Source organism: Polaromonas sp. CG_9.5, assembly GCF_035984465.1.
GTDB lineage: Bacteria > Pseudomonadota > Gammaproteobacteria > Burkholderiales > Burkholderiaceae_C > Polaromonas.
In genome coordinates, this window is record NZ_JAXCHR010000007.1 from 1 (window position 1) to 12,219 (window position 12,219).

The following is a 12,219-nucleotide window of genomic DNA, read 5'->3' on the forward strand; positions in this document are numbered from 1 at the left end:
TCTTCCACGGGCATCAGGAAAGCGCCGTCAATAGCGCGCTCTGGCAGGGGAATGTAGTTGTCGAGGGCATCGGCCAGCTTCATGATGGCTTCTTCACCCAGCGGACCCTTGTCGCCTTCGAGGGCGAGCTTGGCCGAGCCGTGGATGATCGGGGTGTCATCACCCGGGAAATCATATTTGTCGAGCAGCTCGCGCACTTCCATTTCGACAAGTTCGAGCAGTTCGGCATCGTCCACCATGTCGCACTTGTTCAGGAACACGATGATGTAAGGCACGCCGACCTGGCGGGCCAGCAGGATGTGCTCGCGCGTCTGAGGCATCGGGCCGTCAGCAGCGGAGCACACCAGGATGGCGCCGTCCATTTGTGCGGCGCCGGTGATCATGTTTTTCACATAGTCAGCGTGGCCGGGGCAGTCAACGTGGGCGTAATGGCGCGCAGCCGTTTCGTACTCGACGTGGGCGGTGTTGATGGTGATGCCGCGTGCTTTTTCTTCCGGCGCCGCGTCAATTTGATCGTAAGCCTTGGCTTCGCCGCCAAACTTGGCCGCCAGCACGGTGGCAATCGCTGCCGTCAGGGTGGTCTTGCCATGATCGACGTGGCCAATCGTGCCAACGTTGACGTGCGGCTTAGACCGCGAAAATTTCTCTTTTGCCATTTTCAACTCCGAAAAGTTACAAAACTAGTTAACAAACCACCGTCAACCGCAAAAAGTTACTGCAGCCAACCAAAAATGGTGCCCATTCCGGGAATCGGACCCGGGACCTCTCCCTTACCAAGGGAGTGCTCTGCCACTGAGCCAAATGGGCTGAATTCAAAACTCTCTCATAACAACCTGCACAAAATTAACCTGCGGACTCCAAAACACCTTGGAGCGGGAGACGGGAATCGAACCCGCGTCATTAGCTTGGAAGGCTAGGGTTCTACCATTGAACTACTCCCGCGCAGCCCTACCAGATTAACTCGTACTCGATTGCTGTTAGCTCAAAACACTTGCCTTGAACTATTTATAACCAAAATCAATACTGAATTTGGTGGATGGGGCTGGATTCGAACCAGCGTACGCGTTAGCGAACAGATTTACAGTCTGCCTCCTTTAACCACTCGGACACCCATCCTCTGAGTGAATCTCGGATTATGCCACTCTTTTTCAAACTAATACAAATTTAGTTATCTCGCATCTCTTTAATCTTTGAAAAGCTGTGCGCCGCTTTCACGAAGTGGTCTTCAGACCTTGGGATGGGTCAGACGCCAATCGCGCGCCTGCGAGAAATGTCCGCAGCCGATGAATGGCAAGGGCGGGCGCAAGGCGGACAGCGGCGAAGGATGATTGGCCACAAGCACCTTGTGCCGGCTTTCGTCGATCAGGACGCGCTTGGACTGCGCATGCGCGCCCCAGAGCATGAACAACATCGGATGCTCATCCGCCGATACCTGACGAATCACGCTGTCGGTCAGCAGTTCCCAGCCCTTGCCCGCATGGCTGGCGGCCTTGCCTTCTTCCACCGTCAGGCAAGTGTTGAGCAGCAGCACGCCATGCGTGGCCCAGTTGACCAGACTGCCGCCGGGCATCGGGAACTTGGGCGGCGGCGTGCCTAGGTCGCGCTGCAACTCCTTGAAGATATTGCGCAGCGACGGCGGCAGCGCCACGCCGGGCGCTACAGAGAACGCCAGCCCTTCGCCTTGGCCGCGCCCGTGGTACGGGTCTTGGCCCAGAATGACCACCCGCACTGCTTGGGCAGGCGTCAGTTCGAGCGCACGCAATGGATGCGGCGGAAAGATCACTGCACCCGCCGCCAGACGCGCATTCAAAAACGCCAGCAGCGCTTGGCCGGTGGCACTGGCAAAAAATGCGTCCACGGCTGGCTTCCAGTCAGGCGCAACCGGCCAGTGCGACGGATCGGCACTCATCAACTGACCCGGATGTGCGACCTCAGGCCTTGGCGAAAAATCCTCCTGCGCCATCACATGCTCCTTTGTTACTCACCAAACAGTTCGGCCAGCGCCTCGCCCGGCTCGTCGGCCCGCATGAAGGCTTCCCCGACCAGAAAGGCGTTGATCTTGGCATCGCGCAGGCGCTTGACGTCTTGCGGACTCATGATTCCCGACTCGGTCACCAGCAGGCGGTCTGCGGGCACCTTGCCCATCAGCGACAGCGTGACGTCCAGCGAGACGTCAAAGGTGTTCAGGTTTCGGTTGTTGATGCCGATCAGCGGCGTTTTGAGCTTGAGTGCGCGCGCCAGCTCGGCCTCGTCATGCACTTCGACCAGCACCGCCATATCGAGCGACATCGCCAGCGCTTCGAGCGTTTTCAACTGTGCGTCGTCCAGGCAGGCGGCAATCAGCAAAATACAGTCGGCACCCATGACGCGGGATTCATAGACCTGGTAGGCGTCGATGATGAAATCCTTGCGCAGCACCGGCAGGCTGCACGAAGCCCTGGCCTGCTTCAGGTAGTCGATGCTGCCCTGAAAAAACTGCTGGTCGGTCAGCACCGACAGGCAGGCCGCGCCGAACTCGGCGTAGCTCTGGGCGATGTCTGCGGGAATGAAGTCGGCGCGCAGCACGCCCTTGGACGGGCTGGCTTTCTTGATTTCGGCAATCACGGCCGGCTGGCCAGCCGCGATCTTGGCGCGCAACGCGCCGACAAAATCCCGCGTGTTCACGCGCGACTCGGCGTCCTGGCGCATGGCGGACAGCGGCTTGCGGCCAATGGCTTCGGCGACTTCCTGGCGCTTGACGGCAATGATTTTGTTCAGAATGTCACTCATGGGGTTCCTGTGGGGTTGGCACGGGCGGCAAGCTTGGCCAGCCCTGCGAGTGGGGTGAACGGCTCGATGGAGCCGTTTTTCAGAATTTTCACAAAGATGCGGTGCATGACGACGCCTGCAACGATAAACACCACCGATACGCCCAGCGCAATCCAGGTGCCCGCGTCACGCCACACGGCTCAGGATCCAGCCGACTGGCTGAAAGCCACCAGCGCGGCCAGCTTCGCCTTGGCAGCTCCTGATTCAATAGCAGCCAGCGCCTGTTCGACGCCCGCCTTCATTGAATCAACCACATTGGCCGCGTACAAAGCCGCGCCCGCGTTGAGAATCACGATGTCGCGCGGCGCACCCGGCTGGTTGTCCAGCACGTCCAGCAGCATGGCTTTTGACTGCTCGGGCGTTTCAACCCGCAGCGCGCGGTTGCCGGCCATGGGAATGCCGAAATCTTCGGGATGGATTTCGTATTCGGTGATTTCGCCGTCTTTCAGCTCGCCGACGACCGTGGCCGCCCCCAGACTGACCTCGTCCATGCCGTCCTTGCCATACACCACCAGCGCATGTTCGGCCCCCAGGCGCTGCAGGGCGCGCACCTGAATGCCGACCAGGTCGGGGTGAAACACGCCCATCAAAATATTCGGCGCGCTGGCCGGGTTGGTCAGCGGCCCCAGAATGTTGAAGATGGTCCGGATACCGAGTTCCTTGCGCACCGGCGCGACGTTTTTCATCGCCGGATGGTGGTTCGGCGCAAACATGAAGCCGACCCCGACTTGCTCAATGCAGCGGGCGATCGCTTCGGGCGACAGGTTCAGTGCAATGCCCAGCGACTCGACCACATCGGCGCTGCCCGAGCTGCTGCTGACGCTGCGCCCGCCGTGCTTGCTGACCTTGGCACCCGCTGCTGCCGCGACAAACATGGCGCAGGTCGAGATGTTGAAGGTGTGCGAGCCGTCGCCGCCGGTGCCGACAATATCAACCAAGTGGGTTTTGTCGGCGACATGCACCTTGGTCGAGAACTCGCGCATCACCTGCGCGGCGGCGGTGATTTCGCCGATGGTCTCCTTCTTGACGCGCAGGCCGGTGATCAATGCGGCCATCATCACCGGCGACATCTCGCCACTCATGATCAGCCGCATGATGTGCAGCATTTCGTCGTGAAAAATCTCGCGGTGTTCAATGGTGCGCTGCAGCGCTTCTTGCGGGGTAATTTTGGGACGATTGGACATGGGTGTTTTTGTAGTGAAGGTTGATTACCGTCAGGTCTTGAAGAATTGGCGGATGGCAGCCACCGCCTGGTCTACGCCCGCAGTATCAACGTCCAGATGCGTGACAAAACGCAGGCGGTACAGGCCGGTGGCCTGAATGCCGCTATCGTCCAGATGCTTGAGCAAATCAGCAGACCGGGCTTTGGCCTCGCCCGTCAGGTCGACGAACACGATGTTGGTGTGCGGTGCTTCAACCTGCAAGCCGTCGATGCCGGCCAGCCCGTCAGCCAGCCGCTGCGCCAGCGCATGGTCTTGCGCCAGCCGCTCGACGTGGTGATCCAGCGCGTAAGAAGCCGCCGCCGCCAGCATGCCGGCCTGGCGCATGCCGCCGCCGGCCATCTTGCGGATGCGGTGCGCGCGCGCAATGAAGTCACGCGAGCCGCACAGCGCCGAGCCAACCGGCGCGCCCAGCCCCTTGCTGAAGCACACCGACACGCTGTCAAAACACTGGGCGATGCGCCGCGCTTCACTGAAGGCATCGCTGCCGGTTTGCAGCGCCTGCGCCACGGCGGCATTAAACAGCCGCGCGCCGTCCAGATGCCGCACCAGGCCCCGGTCTTTGGCCAGTTGCGTCGCCTGCTGCAGATAGTCAAACGGCAGCAGTTTGCCGCCCAGCGTGTTTTCCAGCGCCAGCAGCCGCGTGCGGGCGAAATGCGCGTCGTCAGGCTTGATGGCCGCTTCGATCTCATCCAAGGCCAGCGTGCCGTCCGGCTGGTGGTTCAGCGGCTGCGGCTGCACGCTGCCGAACACCGCTGCGCCGCCGCCTTCCCAGCGGTAGCAATGCGCCTGCTGGCCGACGATGTACTCGTCGCCGCGCTGGCAGTGGGCCAGGATGGCGCACAGGTTGCTTTGCGTGCCGGTGGGCACGAACAGCGCCGCCTCGAAGCCCAGCAGACCCGCGATTTTTTCCTGCAAGGCGTTGACGCTCGGATCGCCGCCAAACACATCGTCGCCCAGCGGAGCGGCCAGCATGGCGTCACGCATGGCCGGCGTCGGTTGCGTGACCGTGTCGCTGCGCAAATCAATCATTTTTTCAGTCATTTAGGCCTCTTGTGCAGATTGGACGGGCACAAGCAGCTATTGATTTGATAGCAATCATCACGCCTGCTGCGCCAAAAAGTTTTTCAGCATCGCATGGCCGTGCTCGGTCAGGATGGATTCCGGGTGGAACTGCACGCCCTGGATCGGCAGCGTTTTGTGGCGAACGCCCATGATCTCGCCGTCGTCGGTCCAGGCCGTGACTTCCAGCACCTCGGGGCACGACGATTTTTCAATCGCCAGCGAGTGGTAGCGGTTCACGGTGAACTGTTCCGGCAGGTCGGCAAACACGCCCTGCTGCGTTGTCGTGATGACGCTGGTCTTGCCGTGCATCAGTTCCTGCGCCCGGATGATCTTGCCGCCAAAGGCCGCACCGATGGCCTGATGGCCCAGGCAGACGCCCAGGATCGGCAGCTTGCCGGCAAAGTGCTGGATCGCCGCGACCGAAATCCCCGCCTCGGCCGGCGAGCACGGTCCGGGCGACACCACCAGCCGGTCGAGCCGGCCCGCGTCGAGTTTGGCGGCGATGTCGGCCACCGTGATTTCGTCATTGCGAAAGACTTCCACCTCGGCGCCCAGCTCGCCAAAATACTGGACGATGTTGTAGGTAAAGCTGTCGTAGTTGTCGATCATCAAAAGTTTCATGCGTGACATGGCTCAGTCCTCTTGGTGCAGGCGCTTGAATTCGCCGCGCTCAAATTCGATGAATGCGTCAATCATGGCGCGGTAGGTGGCCTCGATGACGGTTTCGGGCGCGCCCTGCTCGCTGGCCATGGCCTTGACCCGCTCGACGATGAAGTCGATGCGCGCCTGGTCGTGCACCTGGCGTGCGTCCTGCTTGATGCGCGCCGCCTGGGCGACGTAGCCGCTGCGCTCGGCGATCAGCGCCACGATGCGCTCGTCCAGCGCGTCGATGTTGCGCCGCACATCGGCCATGCTTTCGCAATGTTCCACCGTGTGAATCAGCGTCATGGTGATCACTCCAGTCCTTCTTCAACCAGTTCGCTGGCGCGCAGCAGCGCGCGCGCCTTGGCTTCGGTTTCTTTCCATTCGAGTTCGGGCACCGAATCGGCCACCACGCCAGCGGCCGCCTGCACATACAGCGTGCCGTCCTTGATGATGCCGGTGCGGATGGCAATCGCCACGTCCATGTCGCCGGCATAGCTCAGGTAGCCGCAGGCGCCGCCATACAGGCCGCGCTTGGTCGGCTCCAGCTGGTCGATCAGCTCCATCGCATGCACTTTCGGCGCGCCGGTCAGCGTGCCGGCCGGAAAAGTCGCACGCAGCACATCCATGCTGGTCATGCCGTCGTTCAGGATGCCCTCGACGTTGCTGACGATGTGCATCACATGGCTGTAGCGCTCGACGGCGAAGGCTTCGGTCACTTTCACGGTGCTGGTCTTGGCGATGCGGCCGATGTCGTTGCGCGCCAGGTCGATCAGCATGACGTGCTCGGCGCGCTCCTTCGGGTCGTTGATGAGTTCGTGCTCGGCGGCCTTGTCGGCTTCCAGCGACGAGGCGCGCGGCCGGGTGCCGGCCAGCGGGCGGATGGTGATCTTTTGCCCCTCTTCCACCTGCTCCTGGCGCACCAGGATCTCGGGCGAAGCGCCGACCACATGGAAGTCGCCGAAGTGGTAGTAGTACATGTAGGGCGACGGATTGAGCGAGCGCAGCGCGCGGTACAGCGACAGCGGCGACTCGGTGTAGCGCTTCCTGATGCGCTGGCCGACCTGCACCTGCATGAAGTCGCCACCTTCGATCAGCCGCTTGGCGCGCTCGACGGCGGCGATGTAGTCGGCCTTGGCGAATTCGCGCTCGGCCGGGTAGCCTTGGCTTGGCTTGACGATGGGTGCGCTGACCGAATACTTGAGCTGCTCCTTGAGTTCGCGCAGGCGCTTCTTGGCATTGGCAAACGCTTCCGGCCGGGCCGGATCGGCATAGACGATCAGGTAGAGCTTGCCCGAGAGGTTGTCGATCACCGCCAGTTCCTCGCATTGCAGCAGCAAAATGTCGGGGCAGCCCAGCGTGTCGGGCGGGCAGGAATTTTCGAGCTTTTTCTCGATGTAACGCACCGCGTCGTAGCCGAAGTAACCCGCCAAACCCCCGCAAAAACGCGGCAGGCCGGGCCGCAGCGCGACCTTGAAACGCTTTTGGTAGTCGCTGATGAAGTCGAGCGGATTGAGCTTTGAGGTTTCAACCACCTCGCCATCGGTCACGACTTCCGTCCGCGCATCAAGACCAAAGCCCGACGAGCGCAGCAGCGTGCGCGCCGGCAGGCCGATAAAGCTGTAGCGGCCGAAGCGTTCGCCGCCGACGACCGATTCGAGCAAGAAGCTGAATTTTCCGCCGTCTTTGGCATTGGCCAGCTTCAGGTAGAGCGACAGCGGGGTCTCCAGGTCGGCAAAGGCTTCGAGCATCAGCGGAATGCGGTTGTAGCCTTGCGCCGCGAGACTTTTAAATTCGAGTTCAGTGATCACAGTGGGTCCTTCACCAGAAGACGATGCGGGTCAAAAAACGCCGCCTTCTGTCATTCAAAACGCCCCGAAGTCCGGGGCCGGGATGCTCTTGCGTGGCGCGAGAGCGCATCGATTCGGGATGAAGCAGGCTGTGGGGCAATACACGGGCTCACAACCATGAGCGAAGCTGTGAATACCTCAGGCCTGCCGGGCAGGACAGGGACGCCAAAGCCAGGCTCCCCGGCCACCACAAGCTGTTTGAACGATGCGTTGAATGAACATGTTGCGCAAAGTGTAGCAAAGTGCCGATTGAACCCGCGCAGCGTTAAAAAAATCACATATCCCGGGCCACACAGCATTCTTTGCTAGCGCAAACACCTCTTGCGGAAAAGTTGTTTAACGCCCCAAAATGACTTTTCAAAAAAGAGCGTCCGTTCTCTTTACCACCTATCTGGAGACATTTCATGATTCTTGCAAAGCGCTGCGTGACGGGTTTGGCTGGTTTGATGCTGTCAGTCAGCATTCTGGCGGCACCGGTTGACGTTTCGGGCGTCAAGCTGGCCGACCCGATCGACCTGAGCGGCGCCAAGCTGCAACTCAACGGGGCGGGCATCCGCTACAAGGCCATCTTCAAGGTCTATGTTGCAGCGCTTTATCTGGACAATAAGGCAGCGACACCGGAATCGGTCTACGCGGTTCCAGGCCCCAAACGCATCAGCATCACGCTCCTGCGCGATATTGACTCCAACGAACTGGGCAAAAGCTTTACCAAGGCGTTCGAGGAAAACGCGCCGAAAACAGAAATGTCCAGGCTGATCCCGGGCCTGCTCAAGATGAGTCAGGTTTTTTCCGACCAGAAAAAAATGATTGCGGGCGAAAGCTTGATCATCGACTGGGTTCCCGGCACCGGCACGGTGATTTCGATCAAGGGCAAAGCGCAGGGCGAACCGGTCAAGGAAGTCGAGTTCTACAACGCCATGCTGCGAATCTGGCTGGGCCCCAAGCCGGCCGACTGGAAACTCAAGGACGAACTGCTGGGCAAGGCGGCCTGATGCACGGCGGCGGCTGGCCTGGCGCTCAGCGCCGTTCGGACAGTTCGGCCAGCGAATCTAAAAAGCCGTCGGCATCGACCGTACGCACCGGCTCGCCATGGTTGTAGCCGTAGGTCACCAGCAGCACCGGACAGCCCGCTGCCCGCGCCGCCCGCGCGTCGTTGCTGGAGTCGCCAATCATCAGGGTGCGGGCCGGCAGCGTGCCCAGAAACTCGCAGGTTTTGAGCAGCGGCAGCGGATCGGGCTTCTTGCGTTCGAACGAGTCGCCGCCAAAGACTTCACAGAAAAAACCGTCCAGACCTTTGAGCTTGAGCAGGGAGCGCGCGAAGGCCAGCGGCTTGTTGGTCAGGCAGACAAGCCTCAAGCCGCTTTTTTGCAGCCTGTTCAGGCCTTCGAGCACGCCCGGATACAGCGCCGCATGCTGGCCGTTGATCGCCGCATAGTGGCGCTGGTAGCTGGCCTGGGCGCGCTCATAGTACGCTACTGAATCGATAGCTGCTTGCGCCCGTCCCGCTTGCGTAAACACATGATTCAGCACTGATTCCACGAGATGCTCGGAGCCTTTGCCGACCTTGGCGCCCACATCGGCTGCATCGAGCGTCACGCCAGCGTACTCGGGCGGAAGCACGTCGGCCAGCATTAGCCGCAGCGCCGCCACGAAGTCGCCCAGGGTATCGACAAGCGTGCCGTCGAGATCGACAAGCGCCGCGTCGTAGCGGCCGGAATTCAGGCGAAGAGGTGTGGTCATCAAGAGATTGGGGTTTTGAAACGAGGGCTGCATTGTGCCGCCGCCCGGCATCAGCGATGCACCGGCAGGGTATTGAGCGGAATGCGCAGGTAGGCGATGCCGTTGTCGTCAGCCGGCGGCATCTGTCCGGCGCGTACATTGACCTGAATCGCCGGCAGGATCAGCGTCGGCATGTCCAGCGTTGCATCGCGGGCCGTGCGCATCGCCACGAACGCGTCTTCGCCAATGCCGTCTTTCACATGCACGTTATTCGCGCGCTGGTCAGCCACCGTGGTTTGCCACTGCGGCGCACGCGACTGGGGTGGATAGTCGTGGCAAACATACACCACCGTCTCGGGCGGTAACTGCAGGATGCGCCGGATGGAGCGGTAAAGCTGGTGCGCATCGCCGCCCGGAAAATCGGTGCGAGCGGTGCCCACGTCGGGCATGAACAGGGTGTCGCCGACAAACACCGCGCCGCCGACCCGGTAAGCCATGTCGGCCGGCGTGTGGCCCGGCACAAGCAGCGCCGTCACCTCGACGCCGCCGATCATGAAGGTTTCGCCATCCCTGAACAGATGGTCAAACTGCTTGCCGTCGGGCAAAAAGCTGCGCTCAAAGTTGAAAATCCGGCTGAAGGTGGCCTGTACTTCGCGGATGTGCTCGCCAATGGCAATGCGCCCGCCAATGCGCTCCTTGAGGTAGTGCGCGCCCGACAGGTGGTCGGCATGGGCATGGGTTTCAAGAATCCAGTCAATTTTCAAGCTGTTTTCAGCGACGTAAGCCAGCACCCGGTCGGCCGATTCCGTGCGGGTGTGACCAGACTTGAAATCGTAGTCCAGCACCGGATCAATGATCGCCGCATGGCGACTGGCGCGCTCCCAGACGACATAGGTGACAGTCCAGGTGGCAGGATCGAAAAAGGCTTGGGTGGTGGCTTGAAGGGTCATGAGGCGCTTTCAATGTATTTACTAATATTATATTTATTGATAAAATAAAGTCAATTCAAACCTTGCAAGCACCTTGATGACTTCCACCCACCCCGTGATTGATACCGAAACCCTGCGCAGCGCCGCAGCGCAGGCGGTGGCCGCACTGAAGCTGCTGGCCAATGAAGACCGCCTGATCCTGATGTGCCAGCTGTCGCAAGGCGAGATGTGCGTCAGCGAACTGGAGGAGCAACTGGGCATCCGCCAGCCGACGCTGTCGCAGCAGCTCGGCGTGTTGCGCACCGAAGGCGTGGTGAACACCCGGCGCCAGGGCAAGAACATTTACTACAGTGTGGCCGACCCGGCGATGCTGGAGATCGTGGCGGTGCTCTACCGCCTTTACTGTCCGAAGGAAACACCATGAACATCGACTGGAACCAATTCACGCCCTGGTCTTCACTGGCTGGCGGCGCATTGATCGGACTGGCAGCCGCGCTTTTCCTGCTGCTCAATGGCCGCATTGCCGGCATCAGCGGCGTACTGGGCGGACTGCTCAAGCCGGTCAGGGGCGACATCGCCTGGCGCGCGGCATTCATCCTGGGCCTGGTCGGCGCACCACTGGTTTATGGCCTGTTTGCAGGGCTGCCAGTGCCGCAGATTGACGCCGATTACGCGGCCCTTATCGCCGCTGGCCTGCTGGTCGGCGTGGGAACGCGCTACGGCTCGGGCTGCACCAGCGGGCACGGCGTGTGCGGCGTGTCGCGGCTGTCGCCACGCTCGCTGGTCGCCACCGCCAGCTTCATGGCGGCCGGCTTTGCCACCGTGTTCCTGATTCGCCATTTCTTCAGTATTTAAGGAGCCGCCATGCTTGCATTTACTTCCTTGCTGGCCGGCCTTGTCTTTGGCATCGGCTTGATCGTCTCCGGCATGGCCAATCCGGCCAAGGTCTTGGGGTTTCTCGACCTGTTCGGGCACTGGGATCCGTCGCTGGGTCTGGTAATGGGTGGGGCGGTCGCCGTGGCCAGCATCGCATTTTTCGTGGCGCGCAGACGCACCGCACCCCTGTTGGGCGCGGCCTTTAAGCTGCCCACAGCGCACCACATTGACCGCCGGCTGGTCATCGGCAGCGTGCTGTTCGGTGTGGGCTGGGGCATTGCCGGTTTCTGCCCCGGGCCGGCACTGGTCGTGCTGGGCATGGGCGAAGGCAAGGCCGTGGTCTTTGTGCTGGCCATGCTGGCCGGCATGGGCCTGTTTGAGGTTCTGGAACGTCGCAAGCCAGATGAGCCATCGTCTGCCCGCTAAGGCCTGCACATGACTGCCGCCAGCAACTGGATCGCCGCCCTCGTCACCCTGTTCACGCTGCTTGCGTATGAAGTTGCGCTGATGCTGACGCAGCGTCATGACCCGCTGCGACTCGCCAGAAGTGCGCATGCGTCGCTTCGCGAAGAATGGTTTGCGGCGGTGTCCGCACACCCTGGCTCGGAAATTCTTGCCGTGCAGACCTTGCGCAACTCCCTCATGTCGGCCACCATGACGGCCTCCACGGCGGTACTGGGACTGATGGGCACCATCACGCTGGCAGCCCCTGCGCTGCAGACCAGCCTGGGCGAGGCCGGCGCAGGTGGGCCGGCCTTGACGCCGCGGCTGGTTCTGGAACTCACGCTGATGGTGCTGCTTTTCGCCTCCCTCGTGTGCTCGGCGATGGCCGTTCGCTACTACAACCATGCCAGTTTCATTTGCGCTATGCCAGTGGGCTCGGCGTCCCGGCAGCACTGGTTTGCCACCGGCTCGGCTTATGTGCGGCGGGCCGGCCTTCTTTACAGCTGGGGGCTTCGCCACCTGTTCCTGGTCGCGCCGGTGGTGGCTTACATCCTTCACCCGCTGGCCGGTCCGGTCGCCGCCATCGGCGTGGTGATGGTTCTGCGCAGCTTTGACCGCATGCGCAGTAACGGCGCAGTCCGGCCCCCTGCCCTTTAACGCAAAAAC

The 12,219-nt window shown here is 61.5% G+C and carries 16 protein-coding genes and 3 tRNA genes; 5 read left to right on the plus strand and 14 right to left on the minus strand.

Annotation, left to right across the window (positions count from 1 at the left end):
• The 12 genes from RCH06_RS07110 to trpE all read right to left on the minus strand — a co-directional run.
• Positions 1–656: GTP-binding protein (locus tag RCH06_RS07110; protein ID WP_327080752.1), on the minus strand; the 656-nt coding region annotated here is incomplete at its 3' end.
• 76 nt (positions 657–732) lie between these two features.
• Positions 733–807 (minus strand) — tRNA-Thr (locus RCH06_RS07115).
• A 61-nt stretch (positions 808–868) separates the two neighbouring features.
• Positions 869–942 (minus strand) — tRNA-Gly (locus RCH06_RS07120).
• Between the two features lie 88 nt (positions 943–1,030).
• Positions 1,031–1,116: transfer RNA gene (locus RCH06_RS07125), tRNA-Tyr, on the minus strand.
• A gap of 109 nt (positions 1,117–1,225) precedes the next feature.
• Positions 1,226–1,963, minus strand: a complete 738-nt coding sequence (locus tag RCH06_RS07130; protein WP_327080753.1) for a uracil-DNA glycosylase — start codon at positions 1,961–1,963, stop codon at positions 1,226–1,228.
• A gap of 14 nt (positions 1,964–1,977) precedes the next feature.
• Positions 1,978–2,769 carry an indole-3-glycerol phosphate synthase TrpC gene (gene trpC, locus RCH06_RS07135; protein WP_327080754.1) on the minus strand — a complete coding sequence of 264 codons (792 nt, stop codon included), beginning with the start codon at positions 2,767–2,769 and terminating at the stop codon, positions 1,978–1,980.
• Positions 2,766–2,945, minus strand: coding sequence for a hypothetical protein (locus RCH06_RS07140; RefSeq protein WP_327080755.1), 180 nt, complete (start codon positions 2,943–2,945; stop codon positions 2,766–2,768). Before RCH06_RS07140 ends, trpC begins: the two co-directional genes overlap by 4 nt.
• A gap of 3 nt (positions 2,946–2,948) precedes the next feature.
• Complete coding sequence (gene trpD / locus RCH06_RS07145; protein WP_327080756.1) at positions 2,949–3,992, minus strand: anthranilate phosphoribosyltransferase; 1,044 nt, start codon at positions 3,990–3,992, stop codon at positions 2,949–2,951.
• Between the two features lie 30 nt (positions 3,993–4,022).
• A complete protein-coding gene (gene ltaE, locus RCH06_RS07150) occupies positions 4,023–5,072 on the minus strand; it encodes a low-specificity L-threonine aldolase (RefSeq protein WP_327080757.1) in 1,050 nt (349 codons plus the stop codon).
• A gap of 57 nt (positions 5,073–5,129) precedes the next feature.
• A complete protein-coding gene (locus RCH06_RS07155) occupies positions 5,130–5,714 on the minus strand; it encodes an aminodeoxychorismate/anthranilate synthase component II (protein WP_327080894.1) in 585 nt (194 codons plus the stop codon).
• 12 nt (positions 5,715–5,726) lie between these two features.
• On the minus strand, positions 5,727–6,041 hold the full coding sequence (locus tag RCH06_RS07160) for a chorismate mutase (RefSeq protein ID WP_327080758.1): 315 nt from the start codon (positions 6,039–6,041) through the stop codon (positions 5,727–5,729).
• 5 nt (positions 6,042–6,046) lie between these two features.
• Positions 6,047–7,546, minus strand: a complete 1,500-nt coding sequence (trpE, locus tag RCH06_RS07165; protein ID WP_327080759.1) for an anthranilate synthase component I — start codon at positions 7,544–7,546, stop codon at positions 6,047–6,049.
• 443 nt (positions 7,547–7,989) lie between these two features.
• Between trpE and RCH06_RS07170 the strand changes: the two genes are divergently transcribed.
• Entirely contained in the window at positions 7,990–8,577 is a 588-nt protein-coding gene (locus RCH06_RS07170) for a chalcone isomerase family protein (protein ID WP_327080760.1), read from the plus strand.
• Between the two features lie 25 nt (positions 8,578–8,602).
• Here RCH06_RS07170 and gph read toward each other — a convergent pair whose 3' ends face one another.
• A complete protein-coding gene (gene gph / locus RCH06_RS07175) occupies positions 8,603–9,325 on the minus strand; it encodes a phosphoglycolate phosphatase (RefSeq protein ID WP_327080761.1) in 723 nt (240 codons plus the stop codon).
• 50 nt (positions 9,326–9,375) lie between these two features.
• Positions 9,376–10,254, minus strand: coding sequence for an MBL fold metallo-hydrolase (locus tag RCH06_RS07180; protein WP_327080762.1), 879 nt, complete (start codon positions 10,252–10,254; stop codon positions 9,376–9,378).
• Between the two features lie 76 nt (positions 10,255–10,330).
• Here RCH06_RS07180 and RCH06_RS07185 point away from each other — a divergent pair, with 76 nt between their 5' ends.
• The 4 genes from RCH06_RS07185 to RCH06_RS07200 are packed head-to-tail and all read left to right on the plus strand — an operon-like array spanning position 10,331 to position 12,210.
• Positions 10,331–10,657 (plus strand): ArsR/SmtB family transcription factor, encoded by a 327-nt coding sequence (locus RCH06_RS07185; protein WP_327080763.1) that lies wholly within the window; start codon positions 10,331–10,333, stop codon positions 10,655–10,657.
• Entirely contained in the window at positions 10,654–11,088 is a 435-nt protein-coding gene (locus RCH06_RS07190; protein ID WP_327080764.1) for a YeeE/YedE family protein, read from the plus strand. Before RCH06_RS07185 ends, RCH06_RS07190 begins: the two co-directional genes overlap by 4 nt.
• Positions 11,089–11,097: 9 nt before the next feature.
• Positions 11,098–11,535, plus strand: coding sequence for a YeeE/YedE family protein (locus tag RCH06_RS07195; protein ID WP_327080765.1), 438 nt, complete (start codon positions 11,098–11,100; stop codon positions 11,533–11,535).
• Positions 11,536–11,544: 9 nt separating this feature from the next.
• Positions 11,545–12,210 (plus strand): DUF599 domain-containing protein, encoded by a 666-nt coding sequence (locus tag RCH06_RS07200; RefSeq protein WP_327080766.1) that lies wholly within the window; start codon positions 11,545–11,547, stop codon positions 12,208–12,210.
• Positions 12,211–12,219: the final 9 nt, after the last annotated feature.